Origin of the sequence: Collinsella sp. LCP21S3_A9, from assembly GCF_052118785.1 — a bacterium.
Lineage (GTDB): Bacteria > Actinomycetota > Coriobacteriia > Coriobacteriales > Coriobacteriaceae > Collinsella.
Genome location: NZ_JBQKGN010000013.1, coordinates 1 through 23,202, shown reverse-complemented (window position 1 = coordinate 23,202; position 23,202 = coordinate 1). Strand labels below are relative to the sequence as shown.

18 protein-coding genes and 1 tRNA gene are annotated in these 23,202 nt (G+C 59.2%); 9 read left to right on the top strand and 10 right to left on the bottom strand.

Annotation, left to right across the window (positions count from 1 at the left end; all coding sequences use genetic code 11):
* Positions 1 to 21 precede the first annotated feature (21 nt).
* The 6 genes from gltA to glmU form a co-directional block, all read right to left on the bottom strand.
* On the bottom strand, positions 22 to 1,431 hold the full coding sequence (gene gltA / locus ACTQ05_RS06575) for an NADPH-dependent glutamate synthase (protein WP_441538469.1): 1,410 nt from the start codon (positions 1,429 to 1,431) through the stop codon (positions 22 to 24).
* A complete protein-coding gene (locus ACTQ05_RS06570) occupies positions 1,422 to 2,261 on the bottom strand; it encodes a sulfide/dihydroorotate dehydrogenase-like FAD/NAD-binding protein (protein ID WP_441538467.1) in 840 nt (279 codons plus the stop codon). Before ACTQ05_RS06570 ends, gltA begins: the two co-directional genes overlap by 10 nt.
* 359 nt (positions 2,262 to 2,620) lie before the next feature.
* On the bottom strand, positions 2,621 to 3,250 hold the full coding sequence (pth, locus tag ACTQ05_RS06565; RefSeq protein ID WP_427717993.1) for an aminoacyl-tRNA hydrolase: 630 nt from the start codon (positions 3,248 to 3,250) through the stop codon (positions 2,621 to 2,623).
* Positions 3,251 to 3,598: 348 nt separating this feature from the next.
* Positions 3,599 to 4,726: a hypothetical protein gene (locus ACTQ05_RS06560; RefSeq protein WP_441538465.1), complete on the bottom strand. Its 1,128-nt coding sequence runs from the start codon at positions 4,724 to 4,726 to the stop codon at positions 3,599 to 3,601.
* 454 nt (positions 4,727 to 5,180) lie between these two features.
* The gene (locus ACTQ05_RS06555) at positions 5,181 to 6,167 is read right to left on the bottom strand and encodes a ribose-phosphate diphosphokinase (protein WP_441538463.1); all 987 of its coding nucleotides are present in this window, start codon (positions 6,165 to 6,167) and stop codon (positions 5,181 to 5,183) included.
* Positions 6,168 to 6,360: 193 nt separating this feature from the next.
* The gene (glmU, locus tag ACTQ05_RS06550; protein WP_441538462.1) at positions 6,361 to 7,773 is read right to left on the bottom strand and encodes a bifunctional UDP-N-acetylglucosamine diphosphorylase/glucosamine-1-phosphate N-acetyltransferase GlmU; all 1,413 of its coding nucleotides are present in this window, start codon (positions 7,771 to 7,773) and stop codon (positions 6,361 to 6,363) included.
* 205 nt (positions 7,774 to 7,978) lie between these two features.
* Between glmU and ACTQ05_RS06545 the strand changes: the two genes are divergently transcribed.
* The 3 genes from ACTQ05_RS06545 to ACTQ05_RS06535 are packed head-to-tail and all read left to right on the top strand — an operon-like array spanning position 7,979 to position 11,218.
* Entirely contained in the window at positions 7,979 to 8,857 is an 879-nt protein-coding gene (locus ACTQ05_RS06545; protein ID WP_441538496.1) for an energy-coupling factor transporter transmembrane component T family protein, read from the top strand.
* 23 nt (positions 8,858 to 8,880) lie between these two features.
* Entirely contained in the window at positions 8,881 to 10,500 is a 1,620-nt protein-coding gene (locus ACTQ05_RS06540; protein WP_441538460.1) for an ABC transporter ATP-binding protein, read from the top strand.
* A gap of 4 nt (positions 10,501 to 10,504) precedes the next feature.
* On the top strand, positions 10,505 to 11,218 hold the full coding sequence (locus ACTQ05_RS06535; protein ID WP_441538459.1) for a DUF6580 family putative transport protein: 714 nt from the start codon (positions 10,505 to 10,507) through the stop codon (positions 11,216 to 11,218).
* A 533-nt stretch (positions 11,219 to 11,751) separates the two neighbouring features.
* Here ACTQ05_RS06535 and ACTQ05_RS06530 read toward each other — a convergent pair.
* The gene (locus tag ACTQ05_RS06530) at positions 11,752 to 12,570 is read right to left on the bottom strand and encodes an exodeoxyribonuclease III (RefSeq protein ID WP_154516667.1); all 819 of its coding nucleotides are present in this window, start codon (positions 12,568 to 12,570) and stop codon (positions 11,752 to 11,754) included.
* A gap of 136 nt (positions 12,571 to 12,706) precedes the next feature.
* Here ACTQ05_RS06530 and ACTQ05_RS06525 point away from each other — a divergent pair, with 136 nt between their 5' ends.
* From ACTQ05_RS06525 to ACTQ05_RS06505, 5 genes are all read left to right on the top strand, one after another.
* Positions 12,707 to 13,459 (top strand): NAD-dependent protein deacylase, encoded by a 753-nt coding sequence (locus tag ACTQ05_RS06525; RefSeq protein WP_441538457.1) that lies wholly within the window; start codon positions 12,707 to 12,709, stop codon positions 13,457 to 13,459.
* Positions 13,460 to 13,553: 94 nt separating this feature from the next.
* Positions 13,554 to 15,290: a 2-amino-4-hydroxy-6-hydroxymethyldihydropteridine diphosphokinase gene (gene folK, locus ACTQ05_RS06520; protein ID WP_441538455.1), complete on the top strand. Its 1,737-nt coding sequence runs from the start codon at positions 13,554 to 13,556 to the stop codon at positions 15,288 to 15,290.
* The gene (locus ACTQ05_RS06515) at positions 15,291 to 15,992 is read left to right on the top strand and encodes a hypothetical protein (protein WP_441538453.1); all 702 of its coding nucleotides are present in this window, start codon (positions 15,291 to 15,293) and stop codon (positions 15,990 to 15,992) included.
* 262 nt (positions 15,993 to 16,254) lie between these two features.
* Entirely contained in the window at positions 16,255 to 17,451 is a 1,197-nt protein-coding gene (locus ACTQ05_RS06510) for an ATP-binding protein (protein ID WP_441538451.1), read from the top strand.
* A gap of 159 nt (positions 17,452 to 17,610) precedes the next feature.
* Positions 17,611 to 18,717: a serpin family protein gene (locus ACTQ05_RS06505; RefSeq protein WP_441538449.1), complete on the top strand. Its 1,107-nt coding sequence runs from the start codon at positions 17,611 to 17,613 to the stop codon at positions 18,715 to 18,717.
* A gap of 170 nt (positions 18,718 to 18,887) precedes the next feature.
* Here ACTQ05_RS06505 and ACTQ05_RS06500 read toward each other — a convergent pair whose 3' ends face one another.
* The gene (locus ACTQ05_RS06500) at positions 18,888 to 19,685 is read right to left on the bottom strand and encodes a type III pantothenate kinase (RefSeq protein ID WP_441538447.1); all 798 of its coding nucleotides are present in this window, start codon (positions 19,683 to 19,685) and stop codon (positions 18,888 to 18,890) included.
* A 197-nt stretch (positions 19,686 to 19,882) separates the two neighbouring features.
* Between ACTQ05_RS06500 and ACTQ05_RS06495 the strand changes: the two genes are divergently transcribed.
* Positions 19,883 to 19,959 (top strand) — tRNA-Met (locus ACTQ05_RS06495).
* 323 nt (positions 19,960 to 20,282) lie between these two features.
* Here the strand turns inward: ACTQ05_RS06495 and ACTQ05_RS06490 are convergent.
* Both ACTQ05_RS06490 and ACTQ05_RS06485 read right to left on the bottom strand, forming a co-directional pair.
* Complete coding sequence (locus tag ACTQ05_RS06490) at positions 20,283 to 21,947, bottom strand: C45 family autoproteolytic acyltransferase/hydolase (RefSeq protein WP_441538445.1); 1,665 nt, start codon at positions 21,945 to 21,947, stop codon at positions 20,283 to 20,285.
* 258 nt (positions 21,948 to 22,205) lie between these two features.
* On the bottom strand, positions 22,206 to 23,202 hold a 997-nt coding region (locus ACTQ05_RS06485), incomplete at its 5' end, for a helix-turn-helix domain-containing protein (RefSeq protein WP_441538443.1).

The window sequence follows — 23,202 nt, the reverse complement described above, 5'->3', positions numbered from 1 at the left end:
GGTGGTTAGCGCTGCAGGTGATTACTCACCCAGCAGGCTCTTGGCGATCGAAGCGGCGGCCTTCTTGCCGGCGCCCATCGCCAGAATGACCGTAGCGGCACCGGTGACGATGTCGCCGCCGGCCCAGATGCGGGGATCGGTGGTCTGGCCGGTCTCCTCGTCGGCGACGATGTAGCCCCACTTGTTGAGCTCCATTTTGCCGCCGATCTTGGCAGCGAAGGGGTTGGCGTTGGTACCGATAGCCGAGATCGCGACGTCGCAGGGGATCTCCTCGATGGCGCCCTCGATGGGCACCGGGCGACGACGGCCGGACTCGTCGGGCTCGCCGAGCTCCATCTTCTGGACCTTGACGGCGCACACGGAGCCGTCCTCGCCAGCGATAAACTCGAGCGGGGAGACGAGCGGCAGAACCTCGACGCCCTCGGCCTTAGCATGGTGCAGCTCAGCGCGACGGCAGGGCATCTCGTCCTCGGTACGACGGTAGGCGATGATGGCGTGCTCGGCGCCCAGACGCTTGGCGGTACGGACAGCGTCCATAGCCACGTTGCCGCCGCCAAAGACGACGACGTTCTTGCCGTGCTTGGTGGGGGTGTCGTACTCGGGGAACTTGTTGGCCTTCATCAGGTTCACGCGGGTGAGGTACTCGTTAGCGAAGAAGACGTTGGGCAGGTTCTCGCCGGGGACGTTGAGGAACTTGGGCAGGCCAGCGCCGGTCGCCACGTAGATGGCGTCGAAGCCCTGCTCGAACAGCTCATCGGCCGTGGCCATGTTGCCCACGACGGAGTTGTACTCAAACTTGACGCCCATGTCCTCAAGGCCGTCAATCTCGCGCTTGACGACCGCCTTGGGCAGACGGAACTCGGGGATGCCGTAGACCAGCACGCCGCCGCCGGTGAAGAAGGCCTCAAAGACGGTAACGTCAAAGCCGTTGCGGGCGAGCTCGCCGGCGCAGGTGATGCCGGACGGGCCGGAGCCGACGACGGCGACCTTCTTGCCGTTCTTGGGAGCCATCTTGGGCGTGGAGGCGAGCTCGGGGCGGTCACCCAGGAAGCGCTCGAGCTGGCCGATGGCCACAGGCTCGGACTTCTTACCACGGATGCACTTGCCCTCGCACTGGTTCTCCTGCGGGCAGACGCGACCGCAGATGGCGGGAAGCATGGAGTCCTCGCGGATGGTATCGAGGGCGCCGCCAAAGTCCTTCTCGCGGATCTGCTCGATAAAGCGGGGGATGTTGATGTTGACGGGGCAGCCCTCAACACAGAACGGCTTCTTGCAGTTGAGGCAGCGCTCGGCCTCGGCCAGAGCCATCTCCTCGGTGAAGCCCTTGTCGACGGGGCGGAAGTCGCAGGCGCGCTCGGCGGCCGGCTCCTCGTTATCGGGGGTGCGGGGCGACTTCATATCGGCAACGAAACGACCGTTAACTAGTGGCATGCGCAGCTCTTTTCCTCATAGGCCTTGAGGGACTCGCCCTCTTCGGAACGGTAAGCGGCCTGGCGGGCACGAAGGTCATCCCAGTCGACCAGGGTGGCATCGAAGTCGGGGCCGTCGACGCAAGCAAACTTGGTCACGCCACCCACCTCGACGCGGCAGCAGCCGCACATACCGGTGCCGTCAACCATGATGGGGTTGAGCGACGCGGTGATGGGGGTGTCGTACTTCTGGGCGGTGAGGGTCGAGAACTTCATCATCGGAACGGGGCCGACGCAGAAGACCTGGCTCACGGCCTTGTCCTGCAGCAGGCGCTCCAGCGGAGCGGTGACAACGCCCTGCTCGCCGTAGGAACCGTCGTCGGTGGTGATGTGGATGTGGTCCTCGTCGAGGAGCTCGCGGAACTGGTCCTCCATGAGCAGGAGGTCCTTGGTGCGAGCGCCCATGATGGCGTGCACCTCGTGGCCGGTCTCGACCAGGTGCTTGGCGACCGGGAAGGCAATTGCCAGGCCGACGCCGCCGCCAATGACGGCGCAGGGGCCCTCGGCCATCTCGGTGGGAACGCCCAGCGGGCCCACGACGTCGCGCAGCGACTCGCCGGTCTCGTAGGTGGAAAGCATCTCGGTGGTCTTGCCGATCACCATGAAGATGAACTCGACCCAGCCCTCGTCACCGTTCCAGCCGGCCAGAGTAAACGGGACACGCTCGCCCGTCTCGTTGGCGCGAACCATGAGGAACTGTCCAGCGTGCGCATGCTTGGCGATTGCAGGCGCCTCGATGCGGAACTTGAACACCTTCTCCGAGAACTGCGTCTTCTCCAGGATCTTATACATAGAACCCCTCTCTTGTTAGGGCAACCGAACCGTGCCTCCACGGAAATGGACGGCAGCCCGAATAAAACCGTACGCGCACAGGCGTTGTGCAGACATACGGTGTAAATTATACCCTCATGGACATGTTGCTTGCGTGTATCTTTGGCAGGCGGGAAAAGTGATCTAACACAAAGAGACAGGTTTATTTTGGCGGGTTTTATCAGATAAAACGACAAAAGGGGCCGGCCTTGCACATCGGTGAGGCCGGCCCCTTTTAGGGCGTTGGGTATGTATGGCGGCACAGGGTTTATTGCGATGCGGCCGCTGCGGCGTTTTCGCATATAAAACCTGCCAAAATAAACATCCCTTTTTGGTAGGTTTTAGTGCTTGCCGTTGGCAGAGGCGGAGCCGTTGACGTGGTCGCGGGCATAGATTACGCCGTGCACAATCGCCAGGCCGGCGGCGTCGGCGGCGCGGGCGCAGGTGTCCTGGAAGTCCTCGGCCTCGCGGGCGCGCAGCTGCTTGAGCACGTAGTCGGCGACAGCCATCTTGCCGGGAGGGTTGCCGATGCCGGTGCGGATGCGGCTAAAGTCGCGGCTGCCCATCTTGTCGATGATGGAACGCAGGCCGTTGTGGCCGGCGTGGCCGCCGCCCACCTTGACGCGCACGTCGCCGGCGGGAATGTCGAGCTCATCGTGGATTACGAGCAGCTCTTCGGCCTTGATTTTGTACTCGCGGCAAAGCTTGGAGATGGGGCCGCCCGAGGTGTTCATGTACGACTGCGGCTTGACCAGCACAATCTGGCGCTTGCCGCCCTCTTCCTCTGGATCGTTGATGTTGATGAGCGCGACCTCGGCGCCGGCCTGGTTTTTCCAGTACGTGACGCCGGCCTGACGCGCCAGCTCGTCGATCGCCTTAAAGCCTGCGTTGTGGCGGGTCTCGGCATACTCATCGCCAGGGTTGCCAAGTCCGGCAACCATGCGAATCTTAAGCGGCTGTGCAGCTGCCATGTGCTTCCTTTCATCGATTTGTCGCCTGCTATGGTGAGCGACCCCGTTGCTGCTGTCAAATGGAGGGTGATTGAGGCTGCATGAGGGCGTTTGGACAGTCGTCGGAAGCCGGGATGGACAGTTAGTTCAGATTTGTATAAACCAAGAGATCTTTGACTGCCAAAATCGGGGCCACGGAACTGTCACGGCGCTTTGGGGAGCACAATTTGTGCTATTTCAGATCTTTTGAGTCTTCAAATGAGGTGATTGGCGCCGGGATGGCGGCAAACCACCTCGACATTAGCCGTCTGTTTATACAAATCTGAACTAACTGTCCAGCCATGCTCGGTAACACTGGGTAAAAGTCTTTTAGACCGGCGCGAGGCCGATTCCGGCCCGCAGGGTGTTGAGCCAGGCGGCCTGACGCTTGCGATAACCCTTGATGCGGTAGCGGAATCGAACTCCCGCAAGTCGATGCATCGTCTGGGCGAAGGCTTCGAGTGCAACAAGGTCCTTCATTTGGTCACGATTGATAACCAGGACGTGGATACCCATGGCCTTAAGGCCATTGTTGCGATTGCCATCGTGGATGCGAGCGTTTTGAAGCTCATGTCCAATTCCGTTGTATTCGTTGTCGACTCCGGCTGCTGGGCAATATAAGTCGCAGATGGCGTAGGGGATGCCCGAGGACATGTTGACCGCAAGGGTGTCGAAATCGATTCGATAGTTGAGCAGCAGGCCTCCCATGGGCAGGCTGCAACACCCGAATCCGCCAAAGCGCATGGGTGCGCCCAGGACAGCGAACATCAATGATTCCGCTGGGGATGCGGATCCGGCCCGGGCAAGTTTGATAGCTGTGCGAAACGAGGCGTAGGAACTACTTTTGGCAAACCGTGCGACTGCCTCGAGCTCTTCGATGGTTGTGGCGGGCTCGCATTTGTAGTGTGCCTGTTCGTAGCGGGTTTCGGCTTGCTTTTCGGGTGTCGGTTGGTCGCCCTGGCAATCGAGATCGTCCATCGTTTCGAAGCTGTTGGCCTCGGGCCACGTGTCGTCGTAGGCGATGGGGTAAGTTGCTTCGGGCGGAAGTGAGTAGGTTCCGAGCAGTTCCATGAGAAGCATCAAGGTTTTGGCAACCGATTCATTTTTGGAACAAAGCATGGCCGTCATGGCGGGAGACGTTGCGTAGATGTCGGCTTCGATGTGCATGATCGCGCCCTGGGGGAGAGGGGCGGTGATGGTGTGCTGGAGGAGCCGTCCGTCGGGTCGTCTGTTGCTGCCGCTCGCAACAAAGAGGTCTAGACGCTCGGAGTCGTCTTCGCTCCAGGCGTCAAGTATTGCAAGGGCCGCAAAGTCTATGGCGTCCTTGTTGGGAACGCAACCTACGAGGGCTTGTGTCTGTTGCTCGTCATCGATGGCGTCCCAGGGAAGGGCGGAGTACGCCCGTCGAGCGCGGCGAATTGCGCGGAGGGCGGAGAGGTGTGAAATTACGGTTGTCATAGCTATAAGGTACTAAGCCGTTGGCGAAATGATATGGCCGTGCCGTTCTTTTCGCTCAAAGGGGCGTCGCGCGCCGCGGGCGGTAACGACATCATACGGAATGCCTTGGAAAAGTGGAGAATGGAGTGATGGGTTGGCCTTGGAGGCATCTACTGAGATGGGTGCTGGACAGTTAGTTCAGATTTGTACTAGGCGGCCGGCGTGTATTGCCATTGTTGAAGGACTCGGTGGGCAAAATGGGGCCAATGGCATGGTGAAGAGATCCGTAGGTGGAGGAATCGAGCGGAATTATGCCGGCAAGAGAGCTTTCGACGCATTAAATGGCCCAAAAGAATACCAAAATTAATACAAATCTGAACTAACTGTCCAAGGCGGGTTGTCGAGGGGCAAAAAAAGGTCGGAAGCGAGCCTCCGACCCTTCAAAAACACCAAAGATGATGCGATGCGCGCTGGATTACAGCGCGAAGTCGCCGCCGACGAGCGTGGAGACGGGCTCCTCGTGGTAAACGGCAGAGATGGCCTCGGCGAACTCCTCGGCGACCGAGATGGTCTTGATCTTGCCGCCGACCTCGACGGGAATGGCGTCGGTGACGAGGCACTCGATGATGGGGGCGTCGTTCAGGCGCTCGATGGCCGGGCCCGAGAAGATGCCGTGGGTGGCGCACACGTAGATGTCGCCGGCACCCATAGCCTTGAGCTCCTTGACGTTGGCGCACAGGGTGCCAGCGGTGTCGATCATGTCGTCATTGATGATGCAGGTCTTGCCCTTGATGTCACCGATGATGCCCATGACCTCGGCGGCGTTGTGGCGCGGACGGCCCTTGTGGGCGATGGCGAGGCTGCAGCCGAGCATGTCGGAGAGCTTCTTGGCAGCTTTGGCGCGACCCACGTCGGGGGAGACGACAACCAGGTTGTCGGTGTCGAAGTGCATGTCGTTGTAGTACTGGCCAAACAGCGGCAGTGCAGACAGGTGGTTAACCGGGATATCGAAGAAACCCTGAATCTGGCCCTGATGCAGGTCGAGGGTGATGATGCGGTTGACGCCAGCGCGCTCGAGCAGGTTGGCGACGAGGCGGGCGGTGATGGGCTCGCGCGGGCCGGCCTTGCGGTCCTGGCGGGCATAGCCGTAGTGGGTGATGACGGCGGTGATGGAGCGGGCGGATGCGCGCTTGGCAGCGTCGGTGGCGATGAGCAGCTCCATGAGCATGTCGTTGACGTTGCCGCCGGCCACGGACTGAATCAGGAAGACGTCGGCGCCGCGGACGGTCTCGTCGTAGCGGGCGTAAATCTCACCGTTGGCGAACTGCTTTAGCGTAAGGCCCGAAAGCTCGACCCCAAGGTACTCAGCGATCTTCTGAGCGAGGGGACGGTTGGAGGAACCGGAATACACGCGGATGGACTTGCGCATATTCTCCGACTTCTCGGGATCATTAATCGGCATTACCCTTCTCCTTTATATATCGAATGCCATATAGATGCCTTGTTGCATTGTAACCGCGTGGCGGGGTTTATCGGGTCTTGATAACGTCTTTACCGTCAACGGACACGAACCGACCACTCATCCGGTCGCGCAGGTCAGCATAGAAAAAGGAGCCATCCCCATGGGAACAGCTCCTTAGATGCTTGGTAAAACGTTATACCTCGTCGTCCTCGTGCAGACGGCGGCGATAATCGGCGGCCCAGCCCTCAATATTTACCTGACGGGCGCGGCCCAGGCCGAGTGCGTCAGCCGGGACCGGCTCGGTGATGACGGAGCCGGCGGCCACGAGCGCGCCGTCGCCGATCTGGGCGGGCGCGACCATCATGGTGTCGGAACCGATGAAGGCATCCTTGCCGATGACGGTCTTGTGCTTGTGCACGCCGTCGTAGTTGCAGGTGATGGAGCCCGCTCCCACGTTGACGCCGGAACCCATGGTGGTGTCGCCGATGTAGGACAGGTGCGGCACCTTGGAGCCCTCGCCGATCGTGGACTTCTTGATCTCCACGTGTGTGCCGGCCTTGGAGCCATCGAGCATGTGGGTGCCCGGGCGCAGGTAGGCGCGCGGGCCGCAGTCGACGCCGTTCTCGATGACAGCCTCGATGGCGATAGTCTCATCGATGGTGCAGCCGCTGCCAACGGTGGTGTCGGTGAGGCGGCTGTTGGGGCCGAGCTGGCACTCCTCGCCCACGGTGACGTGGCCGATCAGGTGCGTCTGCGGCCACACGACGGTGTCGCGGCCGATGACGGCGTCGGGGCCGATCCAGGCCTGCGTGGGGTCGATGAAGGTAACGCCCTCGGCCATCCAGTGCTCGTTGATGCGGTCGCGCGCGATAGCGGTGAGTTGCGCGAGCTGGATCCGGCTGTTGACGCCCAGGCCGTCGCGGTAGTCGTCGCAGTGGAAGATGGAGACTGCCTGGCCGTGGCCCTTGAGAATCTCGAGCATGTCGGGCAGGTAGTACTCGGACTGCGCGTTGTCGTTGCCGATCTCGCTGATGTGGGCGGCGAGCTGCGCGCCGTCGAAGGCGTAGCAGCCGGCGTTGCACTCGAGCAACGTGGCGGCCTGCTCGGGCGTGCAGTCCTTCTGCTCGATGATGCGCTCGATCTGACCGTCGGCGCCCAGCTTGATGCGGCCGTAGCCAAAGGGATCGGGCGGGGTCATGGTCATGACGGTGCAGGCGAGCTCGCCGCCGGCGACGGTCTGCGCGAACTTGGCGACGGTGTCGGCGGTGATGAGCGGCAGGTCGCCGTTGAGCACGACGACGGGGCCTTGCATGATGCCGCATGCCTCGAGCGCGACCTTTACGGCGTGGCCGGTGCCCAGGCGCTCGGTCTGTTCGACGCACTCGACCTTGGTGGTGCTGTTGGCGTAGGCGCCGTCGATAAGGGCGCGCATCTCGTCGGCGTGGCTGCCGATGACGACCACGACGCGGCTGCAGCCGGCCTTGATGGTGGCGTCGACGATCCACTGGACCATGGGCTTGCCCAGGATCTTGTGCGAAACCTTGCAGTGGTTCGACTTCATGCGGGTGCCCTCGCCGGCGGCGAGGATAATTGCGGTTGCGTCCATGTGATCTCCTGTTACGTTATAGAGACGTGCGTTTGGAAACGATACACGGCGCAATATGATACCGCAGGCATATGATGAGCGCGTAACGATTGGCGCATGGCGGCCGATGTCGGTGCCGCCGGCGTGACGTTTGCGCTGGTTGTGCATGGCAGCGGCACTGCGGCGTTGGCGTTTGAGCGAGGGGATGGGGGTGTCCGTGGATATCATGCGAGAGGAATCGGGCAACGAACCCGTCGCGGCATTCTCGATGTCGCATCCGGCGGTGCCGGCGCTCTACATGGTGCTGACGCTGGGGCTCACCATGTTCTCGATGCAACCGGTACTGCTTGCGCTGTCGCTTGCGGGCGGGCTGGCGTATGGGTTTGCGACGCGCGGCGTCGCACGCACGTTGGGGGCGCTTCGCTGGCAGCTGCCGGTGATTTTGATTATCGCGGTGTTCAACCCGTTATTTAGCGCTTCGGGCTCGACGGAACTGTTCCGTATTGGCATGCGTGCGGTGTATCTGGAGAGCATGGTATACGGCCTGTGCATGGGCGGGCTGTTTGTGGCGAGCGTGCTGTGGTTTGAGGCCGCGGCGTCCATGCTTAGCTACGACAGGGTGCTTGCACTTTTGGGTAACACCGCGCCGGTGATCGCGCTCATGATCTCGATGTGTATGCGGCTTATCCCGCAGTTTTTGCGTCGCGGTCGCACGGTGCTGGCGGTGCAGGATGCGATTGATGTGCCGGGCCGCGCGCCGGCCGACCCCGTGCGTTCGCGCCTACGGGCATCGAGCGTGTTGATGGGCTGGGGCATGGAAGATTCGCTGGAGCGTGCGGACGCCATGCGCTCCCGTGGGTGGGGCGCCGCGGCGCGTCGCACGACGTACGCGCGGTATCGGCTGGCGCGCGGCGACGTTGCCGCGCTGGTTGGGCTTGCGCTGTTTGGCGTGGCCACGGCGGCAGTGGCGTGGACCGCGACGATGCAGTATTCGTTTTACCCGCAGCTTTCGGTGCCAGCGCCGTGGCCTGGCTATGTTGTATACGCGACCTGGATGGCGCTGCCCTGCGTGGTGCATGCGATTGACGAGAAGAGGTTTGGCTGATGGCTCGGTTGGACGGGAGCATCATGGCGGACGCGGTGTGCGGCTCGGATATGCCGGCGATTGAAGTGCGGGGCCTGCGCTTTGCCTACCCCGGGGCCGAAGTGCCGGTGTTCGAGGGGCTCGATTGGCGTGTTCCCCAAGGGACGTTTGCGTTGCTTGTCGGTGGTACCGGGTCGGGCAAGTCGACATTACTCTCGTTGCTCAAGCCCGAGATTTCGCCGGCGGGCGAATGCTCCGGCGAGCTGCGCATGCTGGGCGAAAGCGTTGCCGACATGGACGTTCGCGCGTCCGCGGAGCGCGTGGGCTATGTGTTTCAGGACCCCGAGAACCAGATTGTGTGCGAAACCGTGTGGCACGAGATGGCGTTTGGCCTGGAAAACTTAGGCATGTCGCGCGACGAGATGCGCCGTCGCGTGGCCGAGACCAGTTATTTCTTTGGTGTGGAGGATTGGCTCCACCGCGATACCGATACGCTTTCGGGCGGACGCAAGCAGCTGCTGTCGCTGGCAGCCGTGCTGGCGTTGCGCCCTCGCGTGCTGCTGCTCGACGAGCCCACGTCCCAACTGGATCCCGTTGCCGAGAAAAATTTTCTGCATGCGCTGTTTCGCGTGAATCGCGAGCTGGGCTGCACGGTTGTTGTGGCAACGCACCAGCCGCGCCCGATGCTTGAATACGCGACGTGCGCGTATCGGATTGAGGGCGGGCGCGTATGCGAGGTCGCTGACATCGCCTCCTTGGGGCATCGCGAAGAGCTGTTTTCTGGCGAGGTGCCAGGGTGGGGTGGCTCGTGGCGTGCAAAAAACGGAGTTTTCAGCAGCGCCAGTGGCCGGCCGGGCTATTTGGACCCGCGCGTGGGCGCTCCGGGCGCAAAAAAAAGACCGAAATCGGACAAATCGGCTGAATTTGAGGCGCAAATCCTGTCGCAAGACGACTCGGGGGCGCCGTCGTGCGCCGGTGGATGCCGAATACTCCCAAAAATGCACGCTGGGTCGGCTACCACCCTGGCAGGGGGCTGGTTTCGCTACGATCGAGCGTCCGGCTGGGTGCTGCGCGGGCTCGATGCGTCGTTTTCGGCAGGCGCGGTGCATGCTGTTGTGGGCGGTAACGGCTGCGGTAAGTCGACAATGCTTTCGGTGCTGGCCAAGACGGTCAAGTTGCAGCGTGGGCATATGGAGCGCGGGGCGGCCTCGGCGGCACTGCTGCCTCAGAATCCCAAGGCGCTGCTGGTTGCCGAGACGGTGCGCGAGGAGCTGATGGAATGGGCTTCGACCTGCGGATATGACGAGGCTATGGCGCGAGAGCGCGCGACGAGTCTGGGATTGTCCGGCTTGGATGGGCGCCATCCGTACGATCTTTCGGGCGGGCAGCGCCAGCTGCTTGCGTTGGCAAAGCTGCTGTTGATCGGCCCCGAGCTGCTATTGCTCGATGAGCCCACCAAGGGTCTGGACTTGGCCAGCCGTCGCATCATCGCCCGCGCCCTGCGCGACCATGCGGAGGCCGGCGGTACCGTCATCATGGCAACGCACGATCTGGATTTTGCCGAGCAGGTTGCCGATGACATTGCCATGATGTTCGACGGCGAGATTGCCTGCATGGAGCCGCCCGCCGACTTTTTTGCCGACAATGTGTTTTATAGGGCGTGATGGGATGGCGGATTATCGCGTCTTGCGCATACTCGCAAAACTGGAGATCCCGCTGCTGCTGGCGGTGCCGGCGGTAATGGCCGCAGCATTGTTGGCGGGCATTGAGCGGGCGGCGCTTGCCATGCTTATCGTGGTGGCGCTGGTGCTCGCGCTGTTCTTTGCGGGCTACGAGGCGTCGCGACCGGGCCTACGCCAGATTATGCCCACGCTGGTTCTGGCGGCGTTGGCCGCGGCGGGGCGTATCTTGTTTGGGCCCATTCCCGACTTTAAACCGGTGAGCGCCATCGCCATTATCGCGGGGGCGACGCTTGGTCGCCGCAATGGTTTTATGGTTGGTGCGCTGGCGACGCTGACCAGTAATTTCTTTTTTGGGCAGGGCATGTGGACACCGTGGCAGATGTATGCCTGGGGGCTCGTGGGATACGTTGGCGGTGCGCTGGCGCATGCGGGTGCGTTCGACCGTGCCGATGGAACCGTGCGCATGCCGGCGCTGATGGCGTACGGCTTTGCGTCGGGCCTGCTCTATGGCGCCGTGATTAACGCCTACGACATCATCGGTTTTGTGCAACCGCTCACGTGGGCGGGCGCCGTGGCGCGTCTTGCCACGGCGGTACCGTTCGATATCACACACGGCCTTGCGACCTGCGTGTTCTTGGCCGCTCTCTACAAACCTTGGTGTCGTCGCATTAACCGTGTCGTCGTGAAATACGGGCTGTAGTGGCGGTTGCGCCGGGGCGAGAATCAATACTGTTGAAGTGCCATTTTAAAACTATGCCGGTTTACGGGGCTAGATTGGCACAGGCAGACCATACCGGCTTTTTTCGAAAATAGACGAGCCGTCTACCTGAGGTTTTATTTTGCTTGAATTGCGTTTGGTTGGGGATTTGCGATTCAGCCCCGTAAACCGGCATAGTTTTAAAATGGCCGGCTGATATGAGGGGCGTCGTGGCCCTCAGAGAGCCAAGTCGATCCGTTTTCTTCCGCCCCAGACGTCCCCAGGGAATCAGTTGACGGCGCTTGCCACGAAACTAGCCCATCTACTACGTTTAGCTTGATACCCTCGACCATGACCGCGTTTTATGAAAACCGCAGGCTTTCTACCTGCGGTTTTCTTTTTGCGTTGTTCGCCGTGGTTGAGGGTAGTGGCTTAAACGTAGTAGATGGGGCAGTTTCGTGGCGGGTGTGCCGCGTGGATTCCCTCGCGAGGTGAAAATGATCCGTTTTGCTTCGTCCCCGAGGGGTCGGCTGGGGCTAGAGCTCTAGGGTGAGGGTGACGGGGCAGTGGTCGCTGCCAAAGATGTCGCCGCGGATGCCGGTGTCGCGCACGTTGCCGGCGATGGCGTCGCTCACCAGGAAGTAATCGATGCGCCAGCCCGCGTTGTTCTTGCGGGCATTAAAGCGGTAGCTCCACCAGCTGTAGACGCCCTCGACGTCGGGATTTGCCGCGCGCCAGGTATCGGTAAACCCGGCGTCGAGCAGCTCGGTAAACTTACCGCGCTCCTCGTCCGAAAAGCCTGCGTTGCCGCGGTTGGACTTGGGGTTCTTAAGGTCGATCTCCTCGTGCGCGACGTTAAAGTCGCCGCAGGTCACCACGGGCTTGCCGGTCTCGCGCTCGAGTCCCGCCAAAAAGCCGCGATAGGCATCGTCCCAGGCCATGCGCACATCGATGCGCGCGAGCTCATTTTGGGCGTTGGGCGTATAGACGTCCACAAACCAAAACTTGTCGAACTCGAGCGCGCAGACGCGGCCCTCGGTCGCGGCCTGCGCCACGAGCTCGGCTGCCGCGCCCTCGCCGGCGTAAGGCAGCAGCGCATCGGCGCGCAGCACGCGCAGCGGTTCCTGGCGGCTAAAGACCGCAGTGCCCGAATAGCCTTTACGTTCGGCGTAGCTCCAGGTTTGGTGATAACCGGGCAGGTCGATATCGGCCTGGCCCTCCTGCAGCTTGGTCTCTTGCAGCGCCAGGATATCGACATTGAGCTCCTGTGCGATCTGGATAAAGCTCGGGTCCTTTTTGAGCACGGCGCGCAGACCGTTGACGTTCCACGAGGCGAAAGTGTAAGTCTGAGGCATGGTGTCCTTTCGACGGGGTTTGCAGGCTTAAGATTAGCGTAAAAGGGGCGGTGGTGGGCTCCGCGCGTGCTGACTCAAAGGCCGCATGCTGGGATGTCGCCCGACGCTGCCCGACCAACAAGGACGGAGGACTCATATGACGCAGGCGATATCGGATCCCAAGCGGGCCTCCGCCGCACTGGCGGAGCTGTTTGGTACCCACAAGCGTGTGGTCTTCTTTGGCGGCGCCGGTGTTTCCACGGCGAGTGGCATTCCCGATTTCCGCAGCGTGGACGGCCTATATCACCAACAGTTTGCCTACCCGCCCGAGACCATGCTCTCGCATAGCTTTTACGAGGCGCATCCGGCCGAGTTCTTCGACTTCTACCGCACCAAGATGATCACGCTTGGCACCAAGCCCAACCGCTGCCACACCAAGCTGGCCGAGCTGGAGCGTGCCGGTAAACTAAATGCCGTGGTGACGCAAAACATCGACGGTCTGCACCAGGCGGCCGGCTCGCAGCGCGTGTTTGAGTTGCACGGCTCGGTCCACCGCAATATCTGCCAGTCGTGCGGCGCGGTCTATAGCGCCGAGTGGATTTGCGCCCGCGGGCACGAGGATGCCTCGGGCGTGCCCGTGTGCCCCGCGTGCGGCGGTCGCATCAAGCCCGATGTGGTGCTCTACGAGGAGCCGCTCGATGAGCGTGTTCTTACCGGCGCTGTTGCTGCCATAACCGCGGCCGATGCCCTCATTGTGGGCGGGACCTCGCTCGTGGTGTACCCAGCGGCGGGCCTCACGCGCTACTTTACCGGTGATACGCTGGCCATTTGCAATCTGGCGTCTACCGATCAGGATGCAAATGCCGACCTGCTGATTTCTTGCGACATCGCGGCCGCGTTTGCGTTCTAGCCCGCGCGCGCGGATACAATAGAAAGACTGATTGCAAAGCGACCCCGCCGCCAGCGCCCGACCGCGGCGGCGGGGGCATTTTAGGAGGATGTTCATGGCGAACGACAGCAAGACATGGCGGTGCGGAAAGTACGAGCTCAGCTTTGACCGTCCGCGCATCATGGGCGTCCTCAACGTGACGCCCGATTCTTTTAGCGACGGCGGTGAGCACTTTGACCAGGATGCCGCTATCGAGTACGGCCTGGCGATGCTCGATGCCGGCGCCGACATCATCGACGTGGGCGGCGAGTCCACGTCGACGTGGCGCCCCGGCTTTACCCCGGTCAATCCCGATGAGGAAGCGCGTCGCGTGCTGCCCGTGGTGCGTGCGCTTGCCAAAGAGGGCGCCATCGTCTCGATCGACACGCGTCATGTGGCGGTTGCCAAGGCAGCCGTGCGCTGCGGTGCCTCGATCGTCAACGACGTGACCGGCTTCACCGACCCCAAGATGGTCGAGTTTGTCGCGACGAGCACCTGCGGCGTCATCGTGATGCACGCCGGCGAGGTCGCCGCGCCCGCTCGCACGCATGCAACGGTTCAGCTCGATACCTCTGCCGCGGCGTTTGTTGCCGAGAAGGCGCGCGAGGCGGCTGCCGAGGCCGCGCGCGAGGCCGAGAAGCCCGCCCGCCGTCGTCGTGGCAAGCTGCTGGGCGAGCCCAAGACGGAGGCCAAACTGCCGGGTGGCGTGGTGCAGCCCTCGCTGCCGTTTGGCGATCCGGAGCCAGCGCCCGAGCTAACGGGCGAGCAGAAGCAGGAGACGCCGGCCGCCGAGCAGGTTGCCCCTGCCGCCGAGGCCGCCGCGACCCCTGAGCCCGCGCCGGAGCCCAGCGATCACTTGGCCGCCATGATGCGCCGCAGCGCCCGCCGCGAGGAGGCTTATGTGCCCACCTCGCAGCTCCGCCGCTTTACCCTGCCCGATTCGGCGCCCATCATGCGCCGCGTCATGGGCTTTCTGTCCGATCAGGCCCGCGCGCTCATCCACGCCGGTGTGTCACGCGACCGTATCTGCATCGATCCGGGTCCGGGTTTTGGCAAGACGGCCAACGAAGACATCGTCATCCAGCGCGAGACCGCCAAGATGGCGTCGCTGGGCTATCCGCTCATGTGCGCCGTGTCGCGCAAGCGCTTTGTGGGCGCCGTCTCGGGCGTGACCGAGGCCGCCGAGCGCGATGCCGCCACCTTTGGCGTGTGCCTGGGCGCTATCCAGGCCGGTGCCAACATCGTGCGCGTGCACGATGTCACCGGCTTTGCGCAGTTCCTGAACGGCTACTGGGCTGTTGCCAAGCCGCAGCCGCGTCGCGCGTTTGTGGCCGTGGGCTCCAACCTGGGGCATCGTTGCGACAACATCCGCGCCGCGCGCGACATGATCGCCGAGATTCCGCTCACCTGTGTGTCCAACTGCTCGCGCATCTACGAGAGCGAGCCGGCCTACGAGACACGCCAGGACGCGTTTGCCAACGCTGTCATCGAGATCAAGAGCGAGCTGGCGCCGCTGGTGCTGCTCGACGAGCTTATGAAGATCGAGGCCGATCTGGGGCGCGACCGATCCAAGAAGGCCAAGGTCAACGGCCCACGCACTATCGATCTGGACCTGCTGTGGATGGACGGCGAGATCCACGGCGGCAAGAAGCTGCGCCTGCCGCATCCGCTCATTGGCGAGCGCGACTTTGTGCTGGTGCCGCTCGAGGACCTGATGCACGACCCGGCGCGGTTCTTCCGCTACAACGGCGTCGAGGTTAAGGAGCCCGAGGATCGCGTGGGCCATATCGTGGGCGAATTGGGGCGTATGTAGATGATCGAGATGAATGCTGTTGCCGCCGGTACCGAGCTCGACGCGGCACGTGACGCGGGTCGCGAGGGTGTGTCCGCGGGCTGGTGCGCTTGGAGCGTGGGCGAGGCGTCGTTGACGTTTTCGCTGGTCGTGCGCCCGGATGTGAATATGCACGCCTTCCATGGCCTGCCGTTTGTGGCGGCGATGGGCATGATGGACGCGCTCGCGGGAACGGCATCGACGCCGGGGCTGGGTCTTGCCGGTAAGGTGGGCATTCAGTGGCCGAGCGATATCGTGTACGGCGCGCCCGCGTTTGAGACGTCGTTTGCACGCGTCGCCGTCAACGGTGGCGCCGGTGCCGCGGGTATGTTCGGTGCCGTGACGGTGGATATTGAGCGCGCGGCGCTGGGCGAGCTCGGTGTGGACGTGGCTGACGAAGCGCTGGTCGAAGCGCTGACTACCGCCGTGCTGGCCCGCGTGGACGCCTGGGCGGTTGTCGCCAACACGCCGCAGGGCGCCGCCGGCCCGCTGGCTCCCGTGCTGGGCGAGTACTTCGACATGGTGCCGCTGCTGGGCCGCCAGGTTGCGGCGGTGTCGCCCAACGGCTTGCCGCTTGCGGTTGGTGTGTTTGCGGGCCTGGACATCTGGGGTCGCGCGACCATCAAGACCGATGCCGGCGAGCAGGAGTTTCCGCCCGAGGCCGTACGGATTCGCGGGCTGTAACGCGAGATGCCCGCGCTCAAAGACAACGATGACTACAAGACCCTCCCCGGCAGAGCGAACTGCCTCTGCCGGGGAGGGTCTTTGCGCGACTACAGGGTGGCATCGCGGCCCTATTCCTCAAAACTGAAAATTTTTCGTTTTTGAGGAATAGGATTAAGGCAGCTCGGCCTTTCGCGAGGTATATTCGCTATAGAGCCTATTCCTCAAAACTGAAAATTTTCGTTTTTGAGGAATAGAGATAAAAGACCGCGAGGAGGCCCCGATGAAACTCATCAATAGAGCGTCATATATGGACACGTTGACGAGTCTTATTGGCGTGCCGGATATCAAGGTCATCACGGGCATCCGCCGCAGCGGTAAATCAAAATTGCTCGAGGCCCTCCGCGATTACGTGGAGGCAAATCTGCCTAATTCGAATGTCATCCATATCAACTACAACCTCGATGAGTTCGAGAACCTGCTCGAGTATCACGCGTTGCTCGCTTATGTAAAAGATCATCGGGTGCCCGGCAAACAAAACTTTCTGTTTATCGATGAGGTTCAGATGTGCGAAGGTTTTGAGCGTGCAATCAACAGCCTTCACGCATCCGAGCATTATGACATCTTCATTACCGGATCGAATGCCTTTTTGCTGTCGAGCGATCTGTCGACGCTCTTTACGGGGCGCACGTTCGAGATCGAGGTTTTCCCATTCTCGTTTGAGGAGTATCGTCTCTATGGCGACGAGGGCGAGGTCGACCGTGGCTTCGATGAGTACGCGAGAACCGGCGGTATGTCTGGCTCTTACCCTTATCCACTGCAGGAGCAGCGCTATCAATATCTCTCCAACGTCTTTAAGACGCTCATTGTGAGAGATATCGTGCAACGGCATAACGTGAGAAACGAATCGGCGCTGCTGCGCATTGCCGATTACATGATGGACAACGTTTCCAACATTACGTCGGCACGCAACATTACCGATGCATTAAATGCGGATGGACTAAAGATTACGAACAAGACGGTCGGTGCGTACATGGGGTACCTGTGCGATGCGTTTGCCTTCTATAAAGTTCGCCGATACGACATTCGCGGCAAGAAATACCTTAAGAGCGGCGAGAAGTATTACCTGGCGGACCACGCGTTCAAATACGCGCTGCTCGGTACACGTGATATGGATTGGGGGCGCGTATACGAGAACATAGTGGCAATCGAGCTGCTGCGCCGCGGATACGAGGTATACGTCGGCGTGCTCTATAAAAAGGAAATAGACTTTGTAGCAATCAAGCGAAGCGAGAAGCTCTACATTCAGGTGAGCGACGACATCAGCTCGGATAAGACATTTGAACGCGAGATTTCGCCACTGCTGAGCATTGGCGATGCGTATCCCAAGATGATTCTCGCCCGCACGCATCACGAGGCCACGGATCGCGACGGAGTGCAGATCGTGGACCTGGCGAGGTGGCTGTGCGGCGAGGCTTAGCGTGCATCGAGCCTATTCCTCAAAACTGAAAAATTTTCGTTTTTGAGGAATAGAAAGGCTTTGAGCCTCTTAGAAAGCCATTGGGCTGCCTTTTAGGTGCGAGATTTGTGTCCGCGCCGTGCGAAATAATAGTTTATGTCCTAACGATGGGAGCAGACTATGACTGACAAAGCAAATTCGGCGTGTCCACAGGCATGGAGGGTTGCAAAATCCCTATCCGAGAAAATACTCGCTCAAGGCAAGAACGGGGTTTGGTCGCCTGCGTGCGTCGCGAGCTTGTTGACGATTGTACGAAAGGGTGCCTCGGGCGCCACATGTCGGGAGCTCGACATGCTCCTAGGCGATGGCGACATGTTTAGCGAGCGTGATCCCTTCGGCATCGAGCTGGAGCGGAACTGGGGCTATGACGGTTATGATGCGAGCACGGCAACGGCAGCTTGGCTTTCCAGGTCCGCGAGCCCATCGGAGGCGTTTCTGCACGAGTGCGACAAATGCAGCGTGCATGTGTCAATCGATGACTTGGCCGATCCGCGCGTTAGCCAACGGGTGACCGATTGGATAGCCGAACAAACTCACGGCCTACTGTCGCCAAGCATCGAGTTATCACCAGTGGCTCTTGCCTGTCTTGTGAGCGCGCTTTACATGAAGGATGCATGGGCGGATCCGTTTGACGGCGAATCGACCAAAGTTGAGACCTTCCATGCAAAGAACGGCGATGTTCAAGCAGCGTTTATGCGTGGCAAGCGCGATTGTGCGGTGATCGTCGAGAACGGCAGGGTTGCCTTCTTGTTGCCGCTCAGCTCCGATGCCGGCATGTGTTTTGTTCTTCCGAGCGGCGAGGATGATCATGTTGATGACGCGCTTGGGCTATTCGAGCGTCTGTCCCAAGGCGAGGGAGAATGGGAGCCCGTCGACCTGGGGATTCCTCGCTTTGAATGCGAGTCGACGCTCTCGGACGTCTGCTCGCTGCTAAAGGCCGCCGGCGTCTCTACGGCAACTGCGATGGAGCTTACACCTATGGTGGGGGTAGAGGGGACTCCAACGCAGATTGTCCATGGCGCGAAGTTCGCTGTCGATGAGAACGGCGTAGAGGCCGGCGCGTACACGGTGATGGTCGCTGTCGCGGGCCTTCCGCCGGAGAACCCGCCAGAGCCGCGCAAGATAACGCTTGACAGGCCTTTCTATGCAGCGCTCGTGTCTCGCACCGGCGTACCGCTCTTTGTGGCAAGCGTCGCGCTGCCGTCGGTGGACGTGCAAGAAAGGTGAGGTTGAGGTTTGCGAAGGGGGGCTGCTATGCCAAGGGTTGCCAACGTACTCTTTCCAGCTGACTATTCTGTTTTGATGAAACGTAGTCCCTTGATCTGGCTCACGGAGGGGTTGGAGAACTAGAGTCACCTAGTCCGTGCGTCAGAGAAACCGAGGGGTTAAGACAGTGCTCACGCTTGGCTCCGGTCCCTGTCTTGCCCCAGCTCCTGCATGCGGCGGTAGATTTCGCAGATACCCTTAATGGTGAGCTGTCCATCGACCACGTCGAAGGCATCGGTCGAATCGGCGACGATGCCGGCGAGGCCTCCCGTGGCGATAACGTTGGCATCCTCGCGGCCCAGCTCGCGCTTCATGCGCGCGACCAGGCCTTCGGCCATAGCGGCGGTGCCCACCACGGCGCCGACCTTGATGCACTCCTCGGTATCGCGGCCGATGGCGTGCTCGGGCGCCTCGAGCGGCACGCTGGCGAGCTTGGCGGCGCGGGCGGCAAGTGCATCCATGGAGATGCGGATGCCCGGCGCGATCGCTCCGCCAATGTAATAGCCGTCCTCATCGATGACGTCGATATTGGTTGCGGTGCCAAAGTCCACCACGATTGCCGGCGCGCCGTAGAAAGTCTCAGCCGCAACGGCGTTGGCGACGCGATCGGCACCTACGGCCCGGGGACGCGCCGCGCGCAGCTTGGTTACGGCGGCCGTCTGCGGCCCAATGACGATGACGTCTGCGGCAATGCGGTCGGCCACGGCATGCCATTCGCGCGAGAGCTGCGGCACCACGCCCGCAAAGGCGATAGCGTCGACCGCGTCGAGCGAAAGGCCGTACATCTTAAAAAAACCCATCAGGCGCACATGGATCTCATCTGCGGTATAGGAGCGGTCGGTGGGCATGCGCCACGACTGCACCAGCTCGTCTCCGTCAAACAGGCCCATGGCCGTCTGCGTGTTTCCCATATCGATAGCGAGCAGCATGTCTACTCCCGGTTTCGGCATAAAAGGACGCGCACCATTGTATACGTGCTGTCGACGGCGCTCGGCTGCGATTCGTTTACGGTGATATGGGCTGAGGGGTTTTAAATATGAAGGAATTATGCTCTACGAGAGTTTCCTTGCCGTCCACCGAACTCCCGAGTAATATTCTTTCTTGCGCACATGAGGCGCCCAGACATTGCGGGGTGGAGCAGTCTGGTAGCTCGCCGGGCTCATAACCCGGAGGTCGTAGGTTCAAATCCTGCCCCCGCGACCAAGACTTTTAGCAGCTCAGAGGCCTTGTTCTCTGAGCTGTTTTTCTTTGGATAAATAGCACGGCGAGCTAGTTGCTGCGCGGGCATTTTGATCCCCCGTGTCAATCTCTGCGCCTTGGAGGTCGTTGGTTCGAATCCGGCCTCCGCGATCAAAACTCCGGGTCAGGCGCAGGAAAGCCTGGCAGTGCGAATAAACGAAAAATACCATCATGCCGAGATGATCGGCATGATGGTACATCTTGGAAGTGATCTCGAGCGTTATCTTTAGGGAGGGTTCGAGATCACTTCCGCTTTCTTTAAATGACGAGCTGAGCGTTACGCAAGATTATTGAATAATTACATTTTCAGTAGTATAAGATGCCTGTGCGTATCGCTGAGCATTGGCAAACTGCGAAGTAGCAAGGCCATACATAATCGCAGCCTGCTCCTTATCGCCTTTCGCATTGGCGCAATCAGCCATAGTGGTGTAATTGCATCCCGTGTGCACCGCCTCAGCAGCCTTATTGTAATACTCCATGGACTCGTCATCCACCGAGCCATTCTTATACAATTCAGCTCCTGCATTTCTTACCGCAATACGCGCGTCGATTTCTGCGCTCTTATTAGTGGCCTGCATGTTCTTTCCGAGGGTAAGCTTGTAGTAATTAGCTGTACCATAGGGAACGTCTGAACGGAATTTCTCGTCATGACCTCTCAAGACATACATTTCCTGATCAGTTGCATCAAAAATTGTCCTGAAAATTGTCTTGAATTCTATGTCATCGCCTTCTGGAGAGTGGAACTGATAGAAACCACCGAAGTCCCAATTTTCCTCACTCCATTTGCCCTCGTCATAGTAACGAATGCTTCCGAGTCCGTTCGCGAGCGTGAGTGGGGTAACGCTGCCGCTCTCGTCTTGCATAACCTTTTCTAGAGTATTGGCTCTTGGCACGCTATCCGGATATGCCTCATATGAATCATTCATCCAGAGCTCATCCCTGAAATGATTCGCTGCAATTAGATAGTCCGTCTCACCGTAGTCACCGGCTTTGCGTACTACATATGCATTATCTTTTTGCTCGATGAGATACGCATTTCCCTTGTTGTCGGAAACGTTGATGTTACCCGTGTGAATCCACTCAGTTTTCGTAAGCATTTTGACTGCTTCGTCTGCCGTATCGCACTTTGTGGCTGTGTACCAATAAGCAAACAAAGTATCGAGGAAGGTGCCTTCCCTATCGATTGTCTTAGCATCATCGCTTGGCGATGCCGTAGGCCCTCCGGCATAGGTAATAATAAGGCCCTTAGAGTTCATGAACGCATTTCCCTGCAATCCACCTGATGCAATGACTGCATTGCCATGTTTCGGATAAGAAACCATGCTCGAGAACATTGCGGCGGGTGTTGTGCTGACTGCATCAAGATTAGCGGCTCCAAGATGATGACCATCCTGAGTCATACTTCCCCAAGCAGATACATTCATACATGTTTTTGAACGCTCTGGATCATTTGAGCTCTCTGGATCAAAATGCATCATGAGGTCATAGTTAAGAACAGATGAACCCATAACTGCAACTACTGCATCTTCCTTTGAGACTCCTGCCCCCTCAGCTACTCCCGACAAGAAATCAAATACAGATGGATCATCCTCTTCATAATGTTTCAGAATCTTACCCATAGCTTCGTTATATGCGGCATCGTCTGCCTCTGCATAAATTGAAGCCATTACAGCTGTCCAGTTATTCTCTAACTGATCCTTTTGCTGTAAGCCATACTGCTTTCCCATGTCAAACCAAGAGCCATTTACATACACAACTTCTTGCGCATTTCCTGCGTTGACGGTTGCATCGAACTTCCCGTCAAACTCTTCGTTTTCAGAAGTTGATCCGGAATTTGCCAGCGTGCCGTCTGATGACCCACCTTGCGTATTATTTGCAGAACATCCTGGTCCTGCCACCATGCTTAAACATAGGCTGGCGCAACACAATACGCAGGCTATCTTTCTTCTCATAATCTTGTCACCTTCTCTTTCAGAGGTTCCGTGTTGCCGATAACTTGATGGCTAAAGCAGAGGCCCCTCGTTGCCGACAACCTAATGACAAAATTATGTAATTTTCCGATCCGCTTTCACATGAACTGGTCTCGATAAATATGTTCAATCTTAGCCTATACCCTGGTTTAGCGCTTTATGAACCAGGGTTCATAAAGCGCTAAGCTGTATAAACAAAAGGAAGTGGGATTCATATTGATTAGCCCAACGTAATCAACGTTATGAACATCTGATTTTCTGCAGCAACTGCATCCTGTTGCTAACATCGGCCTTCTGGTAAATGTTATGTGTATGAGATTTGACGGTGCCAGTCGAAATAAACAACAGTTCGGATATCTCCTGTGTGCTTTTCTCCTTGAGCAAGAATCCCAGAATCTCTCGCTCTCTGAGACTAAGGCCAATAGATGTCGCATAGGCGTCTATGATTTCTTCCGAAAGCTCTCCTGTCAAGGCTTCATAGCTGATCGGTTTCACTGTGATCTTGTCAACAAAAAAACGCGCCGCAACAACAATAAGATATGCGGCAACAACTATCTGGGAGACGCTTTCGCCAAAATTGCGGCTTCGAATCGCGCCGCTAGTTACTAGGCTTGCAACATCATTATTTAGCCCATAATGTAACCCCGTAAGAATATCCTCAAAGACAGTCATTAATCCAAGGATTCCAACCAGTCGCAAGAACATATCTAACCTTAAAAACATGCTCTTATGCACTGTTTTGCCAAAGGACCTGCTACCGATAAAGGCTAGTACGATAACCAGAAGTTGGAATGGCAATAAATAACAAATATACAAGAATCCTGTACGCACCTTTAACAAAGGGAACATGATGAGCCAGATGAACAATGGCGCTTCCACCAATGTCAATATCCACGTTTTTGACCCTCCAACAGCCCCCTTGAATAAATGACATATGAGAAAGGCGCAGGCGAAATATAATAGCGACTTGATTACTACGGGCACCGAAAAAAAATTATGGAAGTAATAATAAAGGGGCGAACTTATTTCGTATCCTCGAACTATTAGCTCAATCAAGTACTGGCTTAGCATAAACAGAGCGATATACAGATATTCCTTCTTTTGACCTCCGATATAGAGGATTAAATAAGGCTCTGTTAGACCAGGATTGACATACATGTGTCCCCACGGTGCCATATCGTTGACCCCGTAGACCGCGATGATGGGGGCAGCATGAACGCCGAAGACCTGGTCCTCA

What these genes read in the sequence shown, in the direction of transcription:
- gltA (WP_441538469.1), bottom strand. Translation starts at nt 1,431, where the DNA reads ATGCCACTAGTTAACGGTCGTTTCGTTGCCGATATGAAGTCGCCCCGC.
- ACTQ05_RS06570 (WP_441538467.1), bottom strand. Translation starts at nt 2,261, where the DNA reads ATGTATAAGATCCTGGAGAAGACGCAGTTCTCGGAGAAGGTGTTCAAG.
- pth (WP_427717993.1), bottom strand. Translation starts at nt 3,250, where the DNA reads ATGGCAGCTGCACAGCCGCTTAAGATTCGCATGGTTGCCGGACTTGGC.
- ACTQ05_RS06560 (WP_441538465.1), bottom strand. Translation starts at nt 4,726, where the DNA reads ATGACAACCGTAATTTCACACCTCTCCGCCCTCCGCGCAATTCGCCGC.
- ACTQ05_RS06555 (WP_441538463.1), bottom strand. Translation starts at nt 6,167, where the DNA reads ATGCCGATTAATGATCCCGAGAAGTCGGAGAATATGCGCAAGTCCATC.
- glmU (WP_441538462.1), bottom strand. Translation starts at nt 7,773, where the DNA reads ATGGACGCAACCGCAATTATCCTCGCCGCCGGCGAGGGCACCCGCATG.
- ACTQ05_RS06545 (WP_441538496.1), top strand. Translation starts at nt 7,979, where the DNA reads ATGCGAGAGGAATCGGGCAACGAACCCGTCGCGGCATTCTCGATGTCG.
- ACTQ05_RS06540 (WP_441538460.1), top strand. Translation starts at nt 8,881, where the DNA reads ATGGCGGACGCGGTGTGCGGCTCGGATATGCCGGCGATTGAAGTGCGG.
- ACTQ05_RS06535 (WP_441538459.1), top strand. Translation starts at nt 10,505, where the DNA reads ATGGCGGATTATCGCGTCTTGCGCATACTCGCAAAACTGGAGATCCCG.
- ACTQ05_RS06530 (WP_154516667.1), bottom strand. Translation starts at nt 12,570, where the DNA reads ATGCCTCAGACTTACACTTTCGCCTCGTGGAACGTCAACGGTCTGCGC.
- ACTQ05_RS06525 (WP_441538457.1), top strand. Translation starts at nt 12,707, where the DNA reads ATGACGCAGGCGATATCGGATCCCAAGCGGGCCTCCGCCGCACTGGCG.
- folK (WP_441538455.1), top strand. Translation starts at nt 13,554, where the DNA reads ATGGCGAACGACAGCAAGACATGGCGGTGCGGAAAGTACGAGCTCAGC.
- ACTQ05_RS06515 (WP_441538453.1), top strand. Translation starts at nt 15,291, where the DNA reads ATGATCGAGATGAATGCTGTTGCCGCCGGTACCGAGCTCGACGCGGCA.
- ACTQ05_RS06510 (WP_441538451.1), top strand. Translation starts at nt 16,255, where the DNA reads ATGAAACTCATCAATAGAGCGTCATATATGGACACGTTGACGAGTCTT.
- ACTQ05_RS06505 (WP_441538449.1), top strand. Translation starts at nt 17,611, where the DNA reads ATGACTGACAAAGCAAATTCGGCGTGTCCACAGGCATGGAGGGTTGCA.
- ACTQ05_RS06500 (WP_441538447.1), bottom strand. Translation starts at nt 19,685, where the DNA reads ATGCTGCTCGCTATCGATATGGGAAACACGCAGACGGCCATGGGCCTG.
- ACTQ05_RS06490 (WP_441538445.1), bottom strand. Translation starts at nt 21,947, where the DNA reads ATGAGAAGAAAGATAGCCTGCGTATTGTGTTGCGCCAGCCTATGTTTA.